The 19,614-nt window shown below is 68.1% G+C and carries 20 protein-coding genes; 11 read left to right on the top strand and 9 right to left on the bottom strand.

What is annotated here, in order from left to right; genetic code table 11:
* Positions 1 to 116: 116 nt before the first annotated feature.
* A complete protein-coding gene (locus AC3WON_RS08005; protein WP_492318692.1) occupies positions 117 to 1,373 on the bottom strand; it encodes an SUMF1/EgtB/PvdO family nonheme iron enzyme in 1,257 nt (418 codons plus the stop codon).
* 144 nt (positions 1,374 to 1,517) lie between these two features.
* Positions 1,518 to 2,615, bottom strand: a complete 1,098-nt coding sequence (gene egtD, locus AC3WON_RS08000) for an L-histidine N(alpha)-methyltransferase (protein WP_010813607.1) — start codon at positions 2,613 to 2,615, stop codon at positions 1,518 to 1,520.
* 522 nt (positions 2,616 to 3,137) lie between these two features.
* Between egtD and AC3WON_RS07995 the strand changes: the two genes are divergently transcribed.
* The 3 genes from AC3WON_RS07995 to AC3WON_RS07985 all read left to right on the top strand — a co-directional run bounded on the left by AC3WON_RS07995 (position 3,138) and on the right by AC3WON_RS07985 (position 5,273).
* On the top strand, positions 3,138 to 3,839 hold the full coding sequence (locus AC3WON_RS07995) for a TerC family protein (RefSeq protein WP_010813608.1): 702 nt from the start codon (positions 3,138 to 3,140) through the stop codon (positions 3,837 to 3,839).
* 142 nt (positions 3,840 to 3,981) lie between these two features.
* Positions 3,982 to 4,776 (top strand): thymidylate synthase, encoded by a 795-nt coding sequence (locus tag AC3WON_RS07990; protein WP_492351568.1) that lies wholly within the window; start codon positions 3,982 to 3,984, stop codon positions 4,774 to 4,776.
* Complete coding sequence (locus tag AC3WON_RS07985) at positions 4,773 to 5,273, top strand: dihydrofolate reductase (RefSeq protein ID WP_492351567.1); 501 nt, start codon at positions 4,773 to 4,775, stop codon at positions 5,271 to 5,273. Before AC3WON_RS07990 ends, AC3WON_RS07985 begins: the two co-directional genes overlap by 4 nt.
* A gap of 66 nt (positions 5,274 to 5,339) precedes the next feature.
* On the opposite strand, the gene pmbA is transcribed toward AC3WON_RS07985, so the two are convergent.
* On the bottom strand, positions 5,340 to 6,707 hold the full coding sequence (gene pmbA, locus AC3WON_RS07980) for a metalloprotease PmbA (protein ID WP_013957507.1): 1,368 nt from the start codon (positions 6,705 to 6,707) through the stop codon (positions 5,340 to 5,342).
* 58 nt (positions 6,708 to 6,765) lie between these two features.
* Here pmbA and yjgA point away from each other — a divergent pair, with 58 nt between their 5' ends.
* Positions 6,766 to 7,377: a ribosome biogenesis factor YjgA gene (yjgA, locus tag AC3WON_RS07975; RefSeq protein ID WP_492351566.1), complete on the top strand. Its 612-nt coding sequence runs from the start codon at positions 6,766 to 6,768 to the stop codon at positions 7,375 to 7,377.
* Positions 7,374 to 8,012: a molybdopterin adenylyltransferase gene (gene mog / locus AC3WON_RS07970; RefSeq protein WP_051591363.1), complete on the top strand. Its 639-nt coding sequence runs from the start codon at positions 7,374 to 7,376 to the stop codon at positions 8,010 to 8,012. Before yjgA ends, mog begins: the two co-directional genes overlap by 4 nt.
* 47 nt (positions 8,013 to 8,059) lie before the next feature.
* Here the strand turns inward: mog and AC3WON_RS07965 are convergent, their stop codons facing one another.
* Both AC3WON_RS07965 and orn read right to left on the bottom strand, forming a co-directional pair.
* On the bottom strand, positions 8,060 to 8,941 hold the full coding sequence (locus AC3WON_RS07965) for an AEC family transporter (RefSeq protein ID WP_010813614.1): 882 nt from the start codon (positions 8,939 to 8,941) through the stop codon (positions 8,060 to 8,062).
* A gap of 95 nt (positions 8,942 to 9,036) precedes the next feature.
* A complete protein-coding gene (orn, locus tag AC3WON_RS07960) occupies positions 9,037 to 9,663 on the bottom strand; it encodes an oligoribonuclease (RefSeq protein ID WP_492351565.1) in 627 nt (208 codons plus the stop codon).
* A 227-nt stretch (positions 9,664 to 9,890) separates the two neighbouring features.
* On the opposite strand from orn, the gene AC3WON_RS07955 reads away from it, so the two are divergent.
* The 3 genes from AC3WON_RS07955 to AC3WON_RS07945 are packed head-to-tail and all read left to right on the top strand — an operon-like array spanning position 9,891 to position 12,445.
* Positions 9,891 to 11,138 carry a M48 family metallopeptidase gene (locus tag AC3WON_RS07955; RefSeq protein WP_492351564.1) on the top strand — a complete coding sequence of 416 codons (1,248 nt, stop codon included), beginning with the start codon at positions 9,891 to 9,893 and terminating at the stop codon, positions 11,136 to 11,138.
* Positions 11,135 to 12,106 (top strand): ribosome small subunit-dependent GTPase A, encoded by a 972-nt coding sequence (gene rsgA / locus AC3WON_RS07950; RefSeq protein WP_492318700.1) that lies wholly within the window; start codon positions 11,135 to 11,137, stop codon positions 12,104 to 12,106. The genes AC3WON_RS07955 and rsgA overlap by 4 nt, the downstream gene beginning before the upstream one ends.
* A gap of 33 nt (positions 12,107 to 12,139) precedes the next feature.
* Positions 12,140 to 12,445 (top strand): putative signal transducing protein, encoded by a 306-nt coding sequence (locus AC3WON_RS07945; protein WP_316150879.1) that lies wholly within the window; start codon positions 12,140 to 12,142, stop codon positions 12,443 to 12,445.
* Positions 12,446 to 12,470: 25 nt separating this feature from the next.
* On the opposite strand, the gene AC3WON_RS07940 is transcribed toward AC3WON_RS07945, so the two are convergent.
* The gene (locus AC3WON_RS07940) at positions 12,471 to 13,466 is read right to left on the bottom strand and encodes a CobD/CbiB family protein (RefSeq protein ID WP_492318701.1); all 996 of its coding nucleotides are present in this window, start codon (positions 13,464 to 13,466) and stop codon (positions 12,471 to 12,473) included.
* Between the two features lie 179 nt (positions 13,467 to 13,645).
* Positions 13,646 to 14,344: a pirin family protein gene (locus AC3WON_RS07935; RefSeq protein ID WP_492318702.1), complete on the bottom strand. Its 699-nt coding sequence runs from the start codon at positions 14,342 to 14,344 to the stop codon at positions 13,646 to 13,648.
* Between the two features lie 153 nt (positions 14,345 to 14,497).
* On the opposite strand from AC3WON_RS07935, the gene AC3WON_RS07930 reads away from it, so the two are divergent.
* Both AC3WON_RS07930 and gluQRS read left to right on the top strand, forming a co-directional pair.
* Complete coding sequence (locus tag AC3WON_RS07930; RefSeq protein ID WP_010813621.1) at positions 14,498 to 15,418, top strand: LysR family transcriptional regulator; 921 nt, start codon at positions 14,498 to 14,500, stop codon at positions 15,416 to 15,418.
* A gap of 11 nt (positions 15,419 to 15,429) precedes the next feature.
* Positions 15,430 to 16,350, top strand: a complete 921-nt coding sequence (gluQRS, locus tag AC3WON_RS07925) for a tRNA glutamyl-Q(34) synthetase GluQRS (RefSeq protein ID WP_492351563.1) — start codon at positions 15,430 to 15,432, stop codon at positions 16,348 to 16,350.
* 61 nt (positions 16,351 to 16,411) lie between these two features.
* Here the strand turns inward: gluQRS and AC3WON_RS07920 are convergent, their stop codons facing one another.
* Positions 16,412 to 17,914, bottom strand: coding sequence for a DEAD/DEAH box helicase (locus tag AC3WON_RS07920; RefSeq protein ID WP_176844223.1), 1,503 nt, complete (start codon positions 17,912 to 17,914; stop codon positions 16,412 to 16,414).
* Between the two features lie 318 nt (positions 17,915 to 18,232).
* On the opposite strand from AC3WON_RS07920, the gene AC3WON_RS07915 reads away from it, so the two are divergent.
* Entirely contained in the window at positions 18,233 to 18,379 is a 147-nt protein-coding gene (locus AC3WON_RS07915; protein WP_189374251.1) for a hypothetical protein, read from the top strand.
* Between the two features lie 36 nt (positions 18,380 to 18,415).
* On the opposite strand, the gene AC3WON_RS07910 is transcribed toward AC3WON_RS07915, so the two are convergent.
* The gene (locus AC3WON_RS07910; protein WP_492351562.1) at positions 18,416 to 19,426 is read right to left on the bottom strand and encodes a Bug family tripartite tricarboxylate transporter substrate binding protein; all 1,011 of its coding nucleotides are present in this window, start codon (positions 19,424 to 19,426) and stop codon (positions 18,416 to 18,418) included.
* Positions 19,427 to 19,614: the final 188 nt, after the last annotated feature.

Genomic DNA, 19,614 nt, shown 5'->3' with positions numbered 1-19,614 from the left:
ATTGCGGCTTGCGGTTTACAACTGCTTCGGCGGCTAACAATGAAAAATGCCGTTCAGTCTTAACTGAACGGCATTACGCCCTTCAGGGCGCTTTTTTTGTTGTCGCGTACCGCCCGCTACAGCGCGCAGGTGCGAAAGCCAATGAAGGACAGATCATCCTCCGGCAAGCGCGCCCACCTTGCCCGCACGTGGCGCAGCCGCGCGGGGCTGGCGAACGACACACCGCGCACCGCCTGGTGCGAGCCGAAGCGCCCCACCACCTCGCTGTCTGACGGCGCGGCGGCAAACCCGGCGTACGGCTCGTAGGGCGTGGCAGTCCACTCACGCAGCGCCCCCCACTGCAGGCCGCGGTTCTGCGTCGCGGCAAGCTCCCATTCCGATTCCGCCGGCAGGCGCCGCCCCGCCCACACGCACCACGCCTGCGCCTCGTACAGCGTGACATGGCGCACCGCCTCATCCGGATTGAGCGTGCGCAGCGTGCCGAAGCGCTCCACCATCCAGGCGCGCGATTCCGGATGGCGCGACCAGTAGCGCGGCGCCGAGCGTTCCTGCGTCATCAGCCACTGGCGCCCCGCTGCCGACCACCACGCCGGGTGCTCGTAGCCGCCGTCCTCGACGAACTCTAGGAACTGCGCGTTGCTGACCGGCGCCATGTCCATTTCAAACGCGGGCACGTAGGTGGGTTGCGGCGGCAGCTCATCGGGCCAGGCAAAGCCGTCGGGATCGCTCCAGCCGAGCGTGAAGCGGCCGCCCGGGAAATGCAGGGTGCCGCCATGCCCCGCAGGCTGCACCGGACCGGCCCCGATGGCCTCCGCGGGCGCCATGCCCAGCGCCTGCAACAGCGCGGCCACGCCTTCGCCCTGGGCATCTTCATGCAGCAGCGCGCGGCGGTACGGGTACAGGGTCAGGTCGCTGTCGTCGGCCAGCAGCGCAATCCGGCGCAGCACGCCGTCGAGCACGTCGGCGGCGTAGCGCTTGACCACCGCGACGTCGGGCAGCGTGACCTCCCAGCGCTCGTCGGGGCCGATGCGGTCCGGGTCGAACCACTCGTCGGCGCCGTCCAGCAGCGACGGCTCGGACGCCACCGGCACCGGCACGCCGCCGCGGTCCACCTGGCGCACGCCGCGCAGGCACCACCACTCCGCATGCCAGGCCACGTGCCCGAGCGTCCACAACGGCGGATCGGCATCGTACTGATGCGGCACGTCCCAGGCGCGGCGCGTCTGCCCGAACGGTGCCAGCCACGCCAGCGTGCGGTTGCGCGCATCGACCAGCGCCTGCGCCAGCCCTTCGCGCGGCAGCCGGCGCGGGTCGGACCAGGCCGCCTTGCCGCCGGTGAAGTAGAGATCGGGAAGCATGGGAAAGCCGCTCATCGGGAAAGTCCGTGCAGGGGAGTGAACAGTGGACAGGCAGTGACCGAAGCAGGCAACTGCTGGCCTGGCGCTCACACGCCAGGCCGGCCGCGGCCATTATGACACTACCTGCCATCCCTGCCGGATGGCGCCCGCGCGGGCGGATCAGCCGCGCGCGTGGAACACGGCGAACCAGCCGCTCGGGTCGGTCCAGTACACCGGGTCGTCAAACCCGGCGGCTTCCAGCAAGAGCGTGAAGTCCTCCGGGCGGTACTTGTAGGAGTCCTCGGTATGGATCCGTTCGCCGGCGGCAAATTCGCGCGCGCCGCCCTGCCACTGCACGCGCACGTCGCGGCACGCCTGCAGGTGCATCTGGATGCGCGAGGCCGCGCGGTCGAAGCTCGCCACATGGCGCCAGTCGTCCAGCGAGAAATCCGTGCCGACGATGCGGTTCACGTTGCGCAGCACGTTGCGGTTGAACGCGGCGGTCACGCCCAGCGCATCGTCATAGGCAGACACCAGCGTGGCTTCATCCTTGTGCAGGTCGACCCCGATCAGCACGCCGTCGCCGCGCCCGGCCGCGCCGCGCATGCGCTGCAGCAATGCCAGGGCCTCGACCGGGGCGAAATTGCCGATGCTCGAGCCCGGATAGAAGAACAGCCGCCTGCCGCGCCTGACGTTGGCGGGCAGATCGAACGGCGCACACAGGTCGGCGCCCAGGCCCAGCATCGGAATGTCGGGATGCTGTTGCTGCAGCGACGACAGCGTCGCGCGCAGGAACTCTATGGAGATATCCAGCGCCACGTACTGTGCCGGGCGCAGGGTGCCAAAGAGCCTGGCAGCCTTTTCGCAATTGCCCGCACCCAGGTCCACCAGCACGCAGCCGCTGCCGGCACGCGCGGCAATGGCGGGCGCCGCGCTGGCAAAGATCGCGGCCTCGGTGCGGGTCGGGTAGTACTCTGGCAGGTCGGTGATGGCTTCGAACAGGCGCGAGCCCAGCACGTCGTAGAAGAACTTGGGGCTGATGGCGGCCTGCCCGGCACGCAGCCCGGCCAGCACCTGCTCGCGCAGCGCGCCGCTGTCCTCGCGGTACTGCTGCACGAACTCCGGCTGGGGCGGCTGCCGGTGCGCGCGGCCATTGGCCAGCGCGACCAGGGCGGGCGGTGCGGCCGCATGGCCGTTGTGGTGGTTCAGGGGTGGGAGAGGTGTCTGCGGGGCTTTTTTCTGGAAGGGGGTATTCGGCGGATTCGGGACAGCCGGCATGTCGTTTCCTTGTGTGGTCGCGAATGGTCACTGCTTCACTGCGTATTCCCCAAGGCCGCGCTGTGCATGTCGTGCGCGCCGGTCTCCGCAACGCCTCCCTGTGCCGTCCGGGACGCATCGGGCGAAGCCGAACTTAAAGAATAGGCCCATCCGGCGGATCGCGCACCGCCCGATCGCCGGATGCGCCGCACGCAGCACATCAAAAACCTTGAGTCAGTATCTTTCCTAATGGGGCATATCCCTTGCAGTTCGTTTATAATCCCGCCCAGCGCGGCCCCGAAACGGGTCGTGTCCCTCAAAGGGGAGTAGCTCCGGGGCCCATGCCCTTAGCACAATCGTCATTCCGGGACCCTTGTCCCCGGTTGTGCTGACTACCGGCGTGCATACCGCGCCAGTGGTCGAGCAAGACCTTTGCAACCTGGACTTCATGGTTTGCAAAGGCGCCCCCACGCTCCCGTGCTACGTGAATCCAGGCGAACCCGATACGCGCACTTGCGCTGATTTGTACCCTGAGGAGAGTTCATGGAGTGGTTTACCGATCTGTTCACGATGCAGTTCCTGACGGCACTGCTGTCCATCGTCGTCATTGACCTGGTGCTGGCTGGCGACAATGCCATCGTGATCGCCCTGGCGGCGCGCAACCTGCCCGCCCACCTGCAGAAAAAGGCCATCATCTGGGGTACCGTCGGTGCCGTGGTGGTGCGCTCGGCCATGACGATCGGCGTGGTCTGGCTGCTGAAGATTCCGGGGCTGATGCTGATCGGCGGCCTGGCGCTGGTGTGGATTGCCTACAAGCTGCTGTCCGACGAAGGCGACGGCGAGGGGCACGGTTCGGGCGCCTCGACGCTGTGGGGCGCAATGAAGACCATCATCATCGCCGACGCGGTGATGGGCGTGGACAACGTGCTGGCCGTGGCCGGCGCCGCGCACGGCAGCTTCCTGCTGGTGGTGCTGGGCCTGCTGATCAGCATCCCGATCGTGGTGTGGGGCTCGAGCCTGGTGCTCAAGCTGATGAGCCGCTTCCCGATCATCATCTACCTGGGCGCGGGCGTGCTGGCGTTCACGGCAGTCAAGATGATCGTGCACGAGCCGATGATCAAGGCGTTCTTCGAAGCCAACCCGGTGGTCAACTGGGGCCTGTACGTGCTGATCGTCGGCGGCGTGCTGGGCGCCGGCTACCTGGTGCAGAAGCGCCGCGTGCAGCAACCGGCCGGCAGCCACTAAGGCGGCAAGCCGTGCCAGGCATGGCCGGGGCACCCGCCCCGGCCAGCCCGCTGAAGGGCCATCCTGAGGGATGGCCCTTTTGCTTTAAAATGCCAGCTTTGCGGGACCAGTGCCCGCGTCACTCCCGATCCCGCCCGCGCCGATGAAACAGTACCTCGACTTCATGCGCCATGTGTACGAGCATGGCACCGACAAGGCCGACCGCACCGGCACCGGCACGCGCTCGGTGTTCGGCTACCAGATGCGCTTCGACCTGCGCGCAGGCTTCCCGGTGGTGACCACCAAGAAGCTGCACCTGAAGTCGATCATCTATGAACTGCTGTGGTTCCTGCAGGGCTCGACCAACGTGCGCTGGCTGCAGGAGCACGGCGTCACCATCTGGGACGAGTGGGCCGACGAGAACGGCGAACTGGGCCCGGTCTACGGCTCGCAATGGCGCTCGTGGCCGGCGCCGGACGGCCGCCATATCGACCAGATCACCGACCTGGTGGCGCAGATCCGCGCCAACCCGGATTCGCGCCGCCTGATCGTATCGGCCTGGAACGTGGCCGACATCCCGCGCATGAAGCTGCCGCCCTGCCACGCGTTCTTCCAGTTCTACGTGGCCGATGGCCGGCTGTCGTGCCAGCTCTACCAGCGCAGCGCCGATATCTTCCTGGGCGTGCCGTTCAATATTGCCAGCTATGCGCTGCTGACCCACATGATGGCGCAGCAGACCGGGCTGGAAGTGGGCGACTTCGTCTGGACCGGCGGCGACTGCCACCTGTACAACAACCATTTCGAGCAGGTGCAGACCCAGTTGGCGCGCGAGCCGCTGGCGCTGCCGCAACTGAAGATCCTGCGCAAGCCCGACAGCATCTTCGACTACCGCTACGAAGACTTCGAACTGGCCGGCTACCAGTCGCACGCCGCCATCAAGGCACCGGTGGCCGTATGACGCTGCTGACACTGGTGGTCGCCCGCGCCCGCAACAACACCATCGGCCGCGACAACGCGCTGCCTTGGCGCCTGCCGGAAGACCTGGCGCACTTCAAGCGCACCACCATGGGCGCGCCCGTGATCATGGGCCGCAAGACCTGGGACTCGATCGGCCGCCCGCTGCCGGGGCGCCGCAATATCGTGGTCAGCCGCAACCCGGACCTGCGCATCGAGGGCGCCGAGGTGGCGGCCTCGCTGGAAGATGCCCAGCGCCTGTGCGTGGGCGCGGAGCAGATCTTCCTGATCGGCGGCGCGCAGCTCTACGCCGAGGCCATGCCGTGCGCGGACCGGCTGGTGGTGACCGAGATCGATGCGGATGTGGAAGGCGATGCCTTCTTCCCGGCGATCGACCGCACCGAATGGGTGGAGACCGCGCGCGAGACGCATCATTCGGAGGCCAATGGCTTCGACTATGCCTTCGTCACGTACGAGCGGCCGCCGTCGGACGAGTCGTAAGCCGTTGCGCGGGCAATAAAAAAGCAGGCCGTCCGGCCTGCTTTTTCTTTGGGCGGCGCGCGCAGCTCAGGTGCCGGCAATCGTCATCTGCTCAAGCAGGATCGAGCCCGTTTCCTTGGTGCCGCGCACCAGCGCATCCGCGCCGATAGCGACGATCTGCTGGAACATCTCGGCCATATTGCCGGCGATGGTGATTTCCTCCACCGGGTACTGGATCACGCCGTTCTCGACCCAGTAGCCCGAGGCGCCGCGCGAATAGTCGCCGGTCACGTAGTTGACGCCCTGCCCCATCAGCTCGGTCACCAGCAGGCCGGTGCCGAGCTTGCGCAGCATGGCCGGGAAGTCGTCGCCGGGCTCGGTCAGCGAGCTGGTCAGCGTCAGGTTGTGCGAGCCGCCGGCGTTGCCGGTGGTCTGCATGCCGAGCTTGCGCGCGGAATAGGTCGACAGGAAATAGCCCTGCACCACGCCGTCGCGGACCACGTCGCGGGCGCGGGTGCGCACGCCTTCCTCGTCGAACGGGGCGCTGCCCATGGCGCCGGGGGTGTGCGGCTGCTCATGGATCTGGATATGCGGCGCAAACACGGCCTGGCCCAGCGAATCGCACAGGAACGTGGATTTGCGGTACAGCGCGCCGCCCGACACCGCCTGCACGAAGGCGCCCAGCAGCCCCGCGGCCAGCGGCGCCTCGAACAGCACCGGGCAGCGGCGCGTGGACAGCTGGCGCGCCTGCAGCCGCGCCAGCGCGCGCTCGGCGGCGTAGCGGCCGATGTCCTCGGGCGCGGCCAGCGCCAGCGGCGAGCGCTTGGACGAGTACCAGTCATCGCGCTGCATGCCGCTGCCGCTGCCGGCGATCGGCGCGCACGAGATGAAATGGCGCGAATACGGGTAGCCGCCCGAGAAGCCGCGCGTGGTCGCCAGCACGAACTGCGAATGCTGCGCCGACACGCTGGCGCCGTCGCTGTTGCGGATGCGCGGCGACACCGCGAAGGCGGCGGCCTCGGCGCGGGTGGCAATGTCGATGGCGCGCTCGGCGTCCAGCGCCCACGGGTGGAACAGTTCCAGGTCCTGCGGCGCGCGTTCCAGCAGTTCTTCCTCGGCCAGGCCGGCGCAATCGTCCTCGGCCGTGAAGCGGGCGATGTTGTAGGCGGCCTCGGCGGTGGCGCGCAGCGCGGCCGGAGAGAAGTCCGAGGTGCTGGCATTGCCGCGGCGCTTGCCGATCATGACCGTGACCCCGACCACCTTGTCGCGGTTCTGCTCGATGGTTTCCACCTGCCCCTTGCGTACCGATACCGACAGGCCGCTGCCTTCGGAGATCTCGGTGGCGGCGTCGGTCGCCCCAAGTTCGCGTGCAACGCGCAGCACATCGGCGGCCATCTCGCTGAGCTGGGCCTGGGTGTAGGTGAAGTGCGCGGTCTGTTCTGCGATCTGGTCCATGCTGGGCGGGTGTCATCAAAAGTCCAAGCGGCAATCATAGCAAGATAAAATGCCGGGCATGACGCGAAATTCCCGTAATCCGAATGGCTCGCGCTTTCCCGGAGGCTTTGCGCCCGAACCGGAAGACGACGAACCGAAAAGCAAGTCGCAGCGCAAGCGCGACATGACCGCCCTGCAGGATCTTGGCGCCGAGCTCGAAGCCCTGGCCAAGGACCGCCTGGCGCGCGTGCCCATGCCCGAAGCGCTGGCCGACGCCATCCACCAGGCCCGCCGCATCAACAGCCACGAAGGCAAGCGCCGCCAGATGCAGTTCGTGGGCAAGATCATGCGCGGCCTCGAGGACGAAGAGGTCGAGGTGATCCGGCAAGCGCTGGAGGGCTTCAAGGGCACCAGCAAGGCCGAAACCGCCCGCATGCACCTGATCGAGCGCTGGCGCGAGCTGCTGCTGGCCGACGACGCGGCGCTGACGCGCTTCCTCGCCGAGCACCCCGGCATCGACGTGCAGGCGCTGCGCAACACCATCCGCAACGCGCGCAAGGAAAAGGAGCAAGGCAAGCCGCCGCGCTATTTCCGCGAGCTGTTCCAGGCCATCAAGACGGCGCTGGACGCGAAGGATGGCAACGCCGGCGCCGCCGCGGACCAACCCCCTACCCCGGAGCCCGAGGCATGACCCAGACCACGCAGCCGGTAGTCCGCAACCATCCCGATGAACTCGTTGTCGGCTTCGTTTCGATCTCGGACCGCGCCTCGGCCGGCACCTACCAGGACGAAGGCATCCCGGCGCTGCGCGAGTGGTTCGGGCGCACGCTGACCACGCCCTGGCAGGCGGTGGAGCGGCTGATCCCGGACGAGCAGGCGCAGATCTCGCGCACCCTGATCGACCTGGTCGACGTGGCCGGCTGCGACCTGGTGCTGACCACCGGCGGCACCGGCCCGGCGCGCCGCGACGTGACGCCCGAGGCCACGCTGGCCGTGGGCACCAAGGAAATGCCCGGCTTCGGCGAGCAGATGCGCCAGGTCAGCCTGCATTTCGTGCCGACCGCGATCCTGTCGCGCCAGGTGGCGGTGATCCGCGAGACCGCCAGCCGCGCCGCGCTGATCGTCAACCTGCCCGGCCAGCCGCGCGCCATCCGCGAGACCCTGGAGGGCCTGCGCGATGCCGATGGCAAGGCCGTGGTGCAAGGGATCTTTGCTGCGGTGCCGTATTGCATCGACCTGATCGGCGGCCCCTACATGGAAACCGACGAAGCCATCGTCAAGGCCTGGCGCCCGAAGAACGCCGTGCGGGCCAAGCCCGCGGCGTAAACGCCAATCCCCGCAGGCGCCCGCCTGCGGGCTCCCCTCCCCGCGCCTCAGCGCAAGCCCAGGTACAACCCCACCGGCACGAACACCACCGCGGCGATATTGCCCAGCAGCACGATCGACGCCACCTGGTCCGGCTCCTGCCGGAAATGGTCCGCCACCAGGAAGTTCAGCACTGCCGGCGGCAGCGCGGCAAACACAAAGAGCAGGCCACGCTGCAATTCGGTCAGCGGCACCCACTGCGCCAGCAGCAGCGCCACCGCGATTCCCGTCAGCGGGCAGGCCGCGGCGCCGACCAGGCCCATGCCCCAGTTGCGCAGGCTGACGTCCTTCATGCGCACGCCCAGTGCAAACAGCATCAGCGGCACGGTGGCGTCGCCCAGCAGCTTGACCGACTGGTAGACCGGGTCCGGCAGCGTGAACCATGGCCGCGCCAGCGCCAGCGCCACGCCCGCCACGGTGGCCAGCACCATGGGGTTGCGCGCGATCTGCGCCATCGACGCATGGCGGTTGACGATCTTCATGCCGATGGTGAAGTGCATCAGGTTCGATGCCGCGAACAGCGCCACCGCCGGCGCCAACCCAGCCGGACCGAAGGCAAATACCGACAGCGGCAGGCCCATATTGCCGCAGTTGTTGAACATCATCGGCGGCACGAAGGTGCGCGGATCGGCTTTCAGCAGCCGCGCCAGCGCCCACGCCAGCACGCCCGAGCCCAGCACCACCGCCACCGCGCAGCCCAGCAGCACCAGCTGGTCGGCCAGCACGAAATCCTTGCTGACGAAGGCCGACACCACCAGCAGCGGCGCGATCACGTCCAGCGTGGCGCGGTTGATGCCGGCCATGTCCGGATGGGCCTTGCGCCCGTACAGCCACCCGACCAGGATGATCAGGATGACCGGCGTGATGATGGAGACGATGCGCTCAAGCATGGGCAGGCGGGCGGGACGCGCCCCGGCGGCGGCCGCCCCGTGCGGGCGGCCCGTCGCTTGCAGTGGGTTGTTGTTCCGGGAGCAGCCGGCCCCGCTTATTGCGCGGGCGTGTCGGCGGCCGGCGCGCCCGCTGCCGGTGCGGCGCCCGGCGCGGTGTGACGGATAAAGTGCGTGCGGTAGTAGCGCAGTTCTTCGACCGATTCCAGGATGTCGGCCAGCGCCGTATGCAGTTGGCGCTTGATAAAGCCCTTGTGGATGGCCGGCTCCCAGCGCTTGCACAGCTCCTTCAGCGTGGACACGTCCAGGTTGCGGTAGTGGAAGAACGCCTCCAGCTTGGGCATGTAGCGCGCCATGAAGCGGCGGTCCTGGCAGATCGAGTTGCCGCACATCGGCGACTTGTTGGCCGGCACCCAGCGCTTGAGGAAGGCCAGCAGCTCGGCCTCGGCCTGCTCTTCGGTCAGGGTCGATGCCTTGACCTTGTCGATCAGGCCCGAGCGGCCGTGGGTGCCCTTGTTCCAGTTGTCCATGCCATCGAGCACGGCGTCGCTCTGGTGGATCACCAGCACCGGGCCTTCGGCCAGGATATTGAGTTCGGAGTCGGTAACGACGATCGCGATTTCGATGATGCGATCGGTATCCGGCTGCAGGCCGGTCATTTCCATGTCCAGCCAGATCAGGTTGTTTTCGCTTTTGACGGATTTGGCGGTGGCTTGGCTTGTCATCGGGACTGCGGAAGATAGGGATTTCAGGGAAGCGGCCGCGGCGGGGGCGGGCGCGAACAATTTATAATTCTCGCATATCCGTCCGGAATGGCCGTTTGCGCACCAGCGCCGGGGCGTTTTCCGGATATCCCGGACCACCGCCTGCCCCACCCCGGGGCCCGGCGGTCCCAACGGACGCCCGCCGCGCACAATGCGGGGCGCCCGCACCCACAACAAGGCTCTTGCCGATGTTCACGATTGTCTTTCTCGCCGCCCTGGTGCTGATGGTGCTGACCAGGCTCTGGCTGGCCGCCCGCCAGGTCCGGCATGTGGCGCAGCACCGCAATGCGGTGCCGCCGCGCTTTGCCGACACCATCAGCCTGGCCTCGCACCAGAAGGCCGCGGACTACACCATCGCCCGCACCCGGCTGTCGATGCTCGAGGTGCTGGCCGGGGCCGCGGTGCTGATCGGCTTCACCATGCTGGGCGGGCTGCAGTGGCTCAACCAGTCCTGGCTGGACACTTTCGGCCCGGGCTATGCCTATGGCGTGGCGCTGGTGGCCAGCGTGGCGCTGATCGGCGGGCTGGTCGACCTGCCGTTCTCGCTGTACGGCCAGTTCGGCATTGAGCAACGCTTCGGCTTCAACAAGATGACGTTCGGCCTGTGGCTGGCCGACATGGCCAAGATGCTGGTGGTGGCCTGCGCGCTGGGCCTGCCGCTGCTGCTGGCGGTGCTGTGGCTGATGGAGCGCGCCGGCTCGCTGTGGTGGGTCTGGACCTGGCTGGTGTGGATGGCCTTCAACCTGTTCCTGCTGGTGGTGTTCCCGACCTTTATCGCGCCGCTGTTCAACAAGTTCGAGCCGCTCACCGACGAATCGCTGCGCCAGCGCATCGAGGCCCTGATGAAGCGCTGCGGCTTTGCCAGCAAGGGCCTGTTCGTGATGGACGGCAGCAAGCGCAGCGCCCACGGCAATGCGTATTTCACCGGCTTCGGCGCGGCCAAGCGCATTGTCTTCTTCGATACGCTGCTGGAGCGCCTGACGGGCGACGAGATCGAGGCGGTGCTGGCACATGAGCTGGGCCACTTCAAGCGGCGCCATGTGGCCAAGCGCATCGTCGTCACCTTTGCGCTGAGCCTGGTGTTCCTGGCGCTGCTGGGCTGGCTGGCCACGCGCAGCTGGTTCTACACCGGGCTGGGCGTGGTGCCCAACCTGGGCGTGCCCAACAACGCGCTGGCGCTGGTGCTGTTCTTCCTGGCGCTGCCGGTGTTCACCTTCCTGCTGGGGCCGCTGTCGAGCCTGTCGTCGCGCCGCCATGAGTTCGAGGCCGACGCCTTTGCCGCCGACCAGACCGATGCCGGCAACCTGGTGTCGGCACTGGTGAAGCTGTACAAGGACAACGCCTCGACGCTGACGCCCGATCCGCTCTACAGCGCCTTCTACTACTCGCATCCGCCCGCCGCGCAGCGGATCGACCGCCTGCTGGCGCACGCATGAGCCGCGCCACGCGTCACCGCAACGCCGGCGGCGGCAGCCATGCCGGCACGGCCACCGAATCCGCGCTGATCATCGCCGCCCATGGCCGCCACTACGTGGTCGAGCTGGGCGACGGCACGCGCATGCATGCCTTCCCGCGCGGCAAGAAGAGCGACTGCGCGGTGGGCGACCATGTCAGCGTGGAACGCGCCGCCGCCGACCAGTGCGTGATCACCGCGGCCTCGCCGCGCAAGAACCTGCTGCACCGCTCCGACCAGTTCAAGTCCAAGCTGCTGGCCGCCAATATCGACCAGGTCGTGATCGTGCTGGCAACCGAGCCGGGCTTCTCCGAAGACCTGCTCGGCCGCGCGCTGGTGTCGGCCGAGGCCATGGAGATCCGGCCGCTGATCGTGCTCAACAAGACCGACCTGCCCGACCGGCTGGAGGAAGCGCGAGGGCGCCTGGCGCTGTACCGCGGGCTGGGCTACGACACGCTGGAGCTGTCGGTGCGCGCCGACCCGGCGCAGGCGCTGGCCGCGCTCAAGCCGCGCCTGGCGGGGCTGGCCAGCATCCTGATCGGGCAATCTGGCATGGGCAAGTCGTCGCTGCTGAACCTGCTGATCCCGGGCGTGGATGCGCAGACCCGCGAGATCTCGGCCAAGCTCGACTCCGGCAAGCACACCACCACCTTCACGCGGCTCTATCACCTGCCGGCCGAATGGGGCACCGTGGACGGCCATCAGGGTGCGCTGATCGATTCGCCGGGCTTCCAGGAATTCGGCCTGTACCACCTGAGCGAGGGCATGCTGGAGCGCGCCTTCCCGGAGTTCCGGCCGCTGCTGACCGCGTGCCGTTTCTACAACTGCCACCATGTCAACGAGCCCGGCTGCGGCGTGCTGGCCGCGGTCGCCTCGGGAGCGATCTCCGAGCGCCGCCACCAGCTCTACATGCAGTTGCTGCACGAATCCAACCAGCAGAAGCCGTGGTAAGGTAAGCGCACCTGGGTTACCCGGTGCGCTGCCATGAAACTGCTGCTGTCCGCCACTTCCCTCGTCCATGCGGCCCATTGCCGGAACGTCCTGCGGGCGGCCGGCATCCGGGCGGAATTGCGCAATACCTGGCTGGCCGGCGCCACCGGCGAGATCCCGTTCCGGGAGAGTGCGCCACAGGTGTGGCTGGTCGATGACGAGATGGAAGCGCAGGCGTGGGCGGCGCTCAATGCCGCCGCCAACCCGGCGCCGGGGCCGAGCTGGCAATGCCGCCACTGCCTGGAATGGCACGAGGCCCAGTTCGGGGCCTGCTGGCGCTGCGGCGCGGCCCGCGACTAGCGCGCCGCCCCCTTTTTAACGCTGGTCAGCCGACCCAGAGCGCCAGCGACAGCATCGCCAGCAGCAGCATCCACAGCACCACCGCGCGCCATACCAGGCCCACGGCCGACTGCAGCGTGCGCACGCCGGGCTCGGTGCCGAATTCGGGCGGCACCGGTTCCGGGCCGCCGTTTTCCTCTTCCATGCCGGGCGCATAGTCCACGGCCGGGCCGGCCACGCTGGCGCGCAGCACCACGGTGGAATCATCCTCGGCCAGCGGCGTGCCCAGGCGCACGCCCAGCGCCCCGCCCCCGCTGGCAAGCAGGATGCCGTTGACGGCATCGTTCCACTTGCGCGCATGGTTGCGCCAGGCGTAGACCGCGTCCTCGAAGTTGCCGACGATGGCAAATCCGATCGCCGTCAGCCGCGACGGAATCCAGTCCAGCAAATAGAAGGCGCGCGCCGCAAAGCGGCCCAGCGCGGGGCTGCGCTCGGCCGAGGGCTGGTTCCAGTGGCGGCTCAGGTATTCGGCGGTGCGGTACAGCACCACCCCGCCGGGGCCGACCGGCACCAGGAACCAGAAGAACACGCCGAACACATGCCGGTGCACGGCGATGATTGCCGCTTCCAGCGTGTGCCGCACGATCTCGGAGACCGGCATCTCGACGGTGTCCAGGCCGGTCCATTCGTGCAGCAGCGTGCGCGCGGTATGGACGTCGTCGCGGTTGAGGGCCTCGTGGATGTCGGTGAAGTAGTGGCTGAACTGGCGAAAGCCAAGCGTCATGTACAGCACCAGCACATTCCAGGCGAGCGTCAGCGCCACGCTGATCGAGGCCAGCAGGTAGTGCACCATGATCACCGCCAGGGTCAGCGGCAGGACCACGGTCAGCCAGGCCAGCGCGGCATCGCGCGGCCGGCCGGTGTCGAAGGCATGTTCCGCGCGGTCGCCGAGTGCGCGCACGATCTCGTGGATCGGGTTGTTGCGGCCCAGGGCGCGGAATTGTTCAGCGATCAGCGCCAGGAGAATGGAAACAAAGGTCATCTTGGTACGGGGTGTTCCAAGGGCACGCCTGGCCCTTCCGGGCTTGCCGGCGATGTGTCGGCGCAGGCGCAATGCATAGCGAGAAGATAGCACAGCGCTACCTGCCGGGGCCCGGCGCGCCGCGCAAAAAGCAAAAGCCCGCCGTCAGGCGGGCTTTTGCATGCGGCAATGGACGATGCTCAGGGCAGGTCGAACACCAGCACTTCGGCGCCATCGCCGCCAGACAGCGCGACCTCACCCTCGGCTTCCAGCTTCGCCGCGTCGCCGGCTTCAAGCGCCTTGCCGTTGACCGTCACCCGGCCGCGCGCCACGTGGATATAGACGCGGCGGCCCGGCGCAAGCGCCAGCGTGGCAGCCTCGTCGCCATCGAACAGGCCAGCGTACAGGCGCACGTCCTGGTGCACCACCACCGAGCCCTCGGCACCATCGGCGCTGGCCACCAGGCGCAGCTTGCCGCGCTTGTCGGCTGCGTCGAAGTGCTTTTCCTCGTAGCCGGGCTCGATGCCGTTCTCGGCCGGCATGATCCAGATCTGCAGGAAGTGGGTGGTGTCGTGCGCGGCGTGGTTGTACTCCGAATGGCGCACGCCGGTGCCGGCGCTCATGCGCTGCACATCGCCCGGGCGGATCACGCTGCCGTTGCCGATGCTGTCCTTGTGGGCCAGTTCGCCCTCAAGCACGTAGCTGATGATCTCCATGTCGCGGTGGCCGTGCGTGCCAAAGCCCATGCCCGGCGCGACGCGGTCCTCGTTGATCACTCGCAGCGGCCCAAACTGCACATGTTGCGGGTCATAGTAGTCGGCGAACGAGAACGAATGAAAGGACTTCAGCCAGCCATGATCGGCGTAACCACGCTCTGCAGACTTTCTGATTTCAATCATTTTGATGGCCCTCCTTGAGCCTGTTTGCCCGCAAGCACTGGCTTGGTAACCGTGTCGCGGCATACGTTTTCGCTTTTGATGCTAGGAAGTTTAGGGCTTGAGGCGTATATTTACGGGGATCGACTTAGAAGCAGTCATTCAGAATTTCTGAACATGGCCCTCTCGCTAGAATCCCTCGAAGTCCTGGACGCCATCGAACGCAAGGGCAGCTTTGCCGCCGCCGCCCACGAGATGGGCAAGGTCCCTTCCGCGCTGACCTACGTGGTGCGCAAGCTGGAAGAAGACCTGGACGTACTGCTGTTCGACCGGCGCCGCCACCGCGCCGAGCTGACGCCGGCCGGACGCGCCCTGCTCGATGAGGGCCGCCACCTGCTGCATGCCGCCGATGACCTGGCACGGCGCGTCAAGCGCCTGGCTACCGGCTGGGAGGCTACCCTCACCATCGTGGTCGACGACCTGATCAACTTCCGCGCGCTGCTGCCGGTGATCCACGACTTCTACGCCGAGAACACCGCCACCCGGCTGCGCTTTTCCAAGGAAGTGCTGGGCGGCGCCTGGGATGCGCTGGTCAACAACCGCGCCGACCTGGTGATCGGCGGCGCTTACGATGCGCCCAGCACGCAGGGCTTCCAGATCCGGCCGCTGGGCTCGATGCCGTTCGTGTTCGCGGTGGCCGCGCACCATCCGCTGGCCACCGAGGAAGGCCCGCTCACCACCATCCAGATCGCCAGGCACCGCATCGTCGCGGTGGGCGACACCTCGCGCAACCTGCCGGCGCGCACCCATGGCGTGCTGGCCGGGCAAGACGTGCTGGTGGTGCCCACCATGCGCGACAAGCTCGAAGCACAGATCCGCGGGCTGGGCTGCGGCTGGCTGCCGGCGCCGATGGCGCAACCCCATATCGAAAGCGGCGTGCTGCAGGCGCGCGAGACCGTCGAGGTGCGCGCGCCCGGCAACTTCAAGGTAGCCTGGCGCACCAGCAACCGCGGCAAGGCGCTGCAGTGGTGGGCCAGCAAGCTGGAAGACCCGCGCCTGGCGCAGGCACTGCTGCAGCAACCCGACTTCGCCGGCTGAGGGCAGGCCTCATGGCAGTGACAGCAACGACGGTTGCCGCGGCCGGCTATCGCGGCCGCTTCGCCCCCTCGCCCACCGGGCCGCTGCATATGGGCTCGCTGGTCACCGCGCTGGCGAGCTGGCTGGACGCGCGCGCGCACGGCGGCCAGTGGCTGGTGCGCATCGAGGACATCGACATGCCGCGCTGCGTGCGCGGCGCGGACGAAGGCATCCTGCTCACGCTGGAACGCCTGGGCATGGCGCCGGACGAGCCGCCGGTATGGCAGAGCCGGCGTGAACCGTTCTATGCCGATGCGCTGCGCCGCCTCGACGCCGCCGGGCAGCTCTACCCGTGCGGCTGTTCGCGCAAGGAGATCGCCGATTCGCTGGTACACGTGCGCGAGCGGCACCAGACCCTGGGCTATCCCGGCACCTGCCGCCACGGCCTGAACGGCAAGCTGCCGCGCGCCTGGCGCGTGCGCGTACCGGACGGCCCGGCCGCCACCGTCTGCTTCTACGACCGCTGGCAGGGCCGCCAGTGCCAGGACCTGGAAACCGAGCTGGGCGACTTCGTGCTGCGCCGCGCGGACGGGCTGTGGGCGTATCAACTGGCGGTAGTGGTGGATGACGGCCTGCAGGGCATCACGCATATCGTGCGCGGCGCCGACCTGCTCGACTCCACGCCGCGCCAGATCCACCTGCAGCACCTGCTGGGCCTGCCCACGCCGGCCTACCTGCACGTGCCGGTGGTGGTCAACCAGACCGGCGAGAAGCTGAGCAAGCAAAGCGGTGCGCAGGCAATCGACACCGCCGCACCGCTGGACGCGCTGCGCGAGGCCGGCACCCACCTGGGGCTGTCGAACCACGCGGACAATGTGAAGGACTGGCTTGCGCGCGCCACCGACGGGTGGCGCCAATTGCTGGCCGACCTGCCGCAACCCCCGCACGGATAGCGCCCCCCCAAAAGCAAATGGCCCGCGCAGGCGGGCCATTTTCAGCTACGGCAGGATCAGATCAGGACTTGCGCGGCACGCCGCCCAGCAGGGCAGCTACCGGCCGCTTGGGCGCCTGGCGGCCGCGGCTCAGCGCGGCGGCCACTTCATCGGCCGCCTTGGCCTGGGCGACGCTGGCTGCGCTGGGCTCGTACGGGCGCGAGAAGAACGGATCATCCGAGGCACGGAACACCTGGCGGTTGGCGCTGTGCTCGTGGCGGCGCGGACGCTCTTCGCCCTCGCCATTGCCGCGCGCGCGACGCACGTCGCTACGCTCGCGGCGGCGCTCAGTGTCGCCCTGGCGGGCGCGCTCGCCGGTCGGGTCGAAGCCTTCCAGCTTGCCGCGCGGGATGCTGCGCTTGATCAGCTTCTCGATATCGGACAGCAGGCGCTCGTCATTGCCCGGCACGTAGATCGACAGCGCATCGCCGCTGGCGCCGGCACGGCCGGTACGGCCGATGCGGTGCACATAGTCTTCGGCGCTGTATGGCACGTCGAAGTTGACCACGCACGGCATGTCGGGAATATCCAGCCCGCGCGCGGCCACGTCGGTGGCGACCAGCGCGTCGATGGTGCCGCTCTTGAACCCTTCCAGCGTCTGCATGCGCTCGGTCTGGGTCTTGTCGCCGTGGATGGCGGCGGCGTTGATGCCCTCGCGCTCCAAATGGCGCGCCAGGCGCGAGCAGCCGATCTTGCTGTTGACGAAGACGATGCACTGGCGCGACAGCCCCTGCTCGGCGCGCTGCTTGAGCAGGTGCACGACCGCCGCCTGCTTGTGGCCGTCTTCGACCAGGTACACCATCTGGCGCACGTTCTCGTTGGTCGAGTTGCTGCGCGCCACTTCGATGGTGACCGGGTGCTTCAGGTAGCTGGAGGCCAGCCGCTTGATTTCCGGCGAGAACGTAGCAGAGAACAGCAGCGTCTGGCGATGTGCCGGCAGCAGGTTGATGATGCGCTGCAGGTCCGGCAGGAAGCCCATGTCGAGCATGCGGTCGGCTTCGTCCAGCACCAGCATCTGCACCTGCGACAGGTTGACCGACTTCTGCTGCACGTGGTCCAGCAGGCGGCCGGGCGTTGCCACCAGGATCTCCACGCCGCGGCGCAGGGCATCGGTCTGCGGGTTCATGTCGACGCCGCCGAACACCACGGTGCTGCGCAGGTCGGTGTGCTTGGCGTAGCGCGCGACGTTGTCATAGACCTGGTCGGCCAGTTCGCGCGTGGGGGTCAGCATCAGCGCGCGCACCGGGTGGCGCGCCGGCGAGGCGCTGGCATTGGCCAGCGGCAGCAGGCGCTGGATGATCGGCAGCGCGAAGCCCGCGGTCTTGCCGGTGCCGGTCTGCGCGGCGCCCATCATGTCCTTGCCTATCAGCACGACCGGGATGGCCTGTGCCTGGATCGGGGTGGGCGTGGTGTAGCCCTGCTCGGACAAGGCGCGCAGGATGCGCGCGTCCAGGCCGAAGCTGTCGAATGTCTGCACGGCGGTCTGCCCCGCGGTAGTGGCTTCTGGTGCGTTCGTAGTGGTCATGGGTATCGGTGTCTGGCGGGAGGCGAACCCGGCACAAACGGATACGCGTCTGGAACTCATCTCGCCCTGACTCTCGCCTGGCGCCGGGAGGGTTCCGGCACGGCCAAGCTGGCTGCAGCATTTGGCCAAGAGAATCAAAGACTTAGATTTTAGCACCTCTGCCAGCACAGTGGGCATTCTGGCAGCGCCGTGCGACTGGCGCGACAGATGGCGGCACAGGCTGGCGGGATTTCAAGAAACTGTCATATCCGCCACGCAAGATGCCGGCGGCGCGGCGGCCACGGCCGGACCGCGCCACCCCACCTCACCGAGACCTACATGGACTTCGAGCTTTTCCGCCAGACCTGCCAGCAGTTCCTGCGCACCTCCAGCCAGTTCCTTGGCCTGGCCGCGGCCGCCTGCCAGCCGGCGCTGCCCTTGCCGGCGCTGCCGGCCAGCCAGCCGCAAGGGCAGCAGCCCGCCTGAGCTTCAGCCGGGCCACCGGAGCGGCATCCGAATCACTCAGTCGCCACGGATGCCATTGTCCTGGATCACCTTGCCCCATTTGCTGTAGTCGGCCTTCATGCGCGCGGCCAGCTGCTCGGGCGGCATATAGGCGGCCACCGTGCCGGCGCCCAGCATCTTCTGCTGCACGGCCGGATCGGCCAGCGCCTTCTTCAGCTCGGCCGACAGCGTGGCCACCACCTCCTTGGGCGTGCCGGCCGGCGCCAGCAGCCCGCCCCAGGCAGTGGCGTCGAAGCCCGGGAAGCCCTGCTCGGCCACCGTCTTGACGTCGGGCGTGAAGCTCACGCGCTTGGCGGAGCCCACCGCGATCGGGCGCAGCTTGCCGGCCTTGATGTGCGGCAGCGCGGCGATCATGTCCGAGAACATCATCGGCACCTGGCCCGCCAGCAGGTCGGAGATGGCGGGCGCGCTGCCCTTGTACGGCACGTGCTGCACGTCGAAGTGGCCCAGGTTCTTCAGCAGCTCGGTCGACAGGTGGCCGAAGCTGCCATTGCCGGCGCTGGTGTAGTTCAGCGCGCCGGGCTTGGCCTTGGCCTTGGCGATGTACTGCTGCAGGCTGGTCACGTCCGGCATCGCCTGCGGGTTGACCACCATCACGATGGGCAGGTCATAGGCCGCGCCGATCGGCGTGAAGTCCTTGAAGAGGTCGTAGCCCTTGCGGTTGATCAGGTGCGGCGCCAGCAGCGTGGGCGTGGCCAGCACCAGCAGCGTGTAGCCGTCGGCGGGACTCTTGGCGACGTTCTCGGCGCCGATGGTGCCGGAGGCGCCGGGACGGTTGTCGACCACCACCGGCTGCTTGAGGGATTCGCTCATCTTCTGGCCGATGATGCGCGCGGCGGTGTCGGTCGGGCCGCCCGGCGGGAACGGCACCACCAGGCGGATCGCCTTGCCGGGATAGGCCTCGGCAAAGGCCGGCGCGGCGGCGAGCGGCAGCGCGGCGGTCAGGAAGGCGGTGCCCAGGCGGCACGCGAAGTGACGGTGGAAGGTACGGCGGCTAGTGCTCTGCATGGTATGGCTAAGTCCTGCGGTAGATCGCGATAGATCGAAAACCGATGCGCGGCTCAGGGCCGCGCCGGGATGAAGCGACAGCGGTTCGGTAACGTCATGACAGATCCTGGCGTGCCTCCTCGCGAACCGGTCTTGGCCGGCCCGTCTGCTTGATGCCAATGGCGGCGGTGCTTGCGCCGCCGGCCACG

The sequence above is a fragment of the Cupriavidus sp. FW305-46 genome (genome assembly GCF_058787075.1).
Note: the sequence above shows the minus strand (reverse complement) of the source record. Positions and strands in the feature narration are given on the sequence as shown.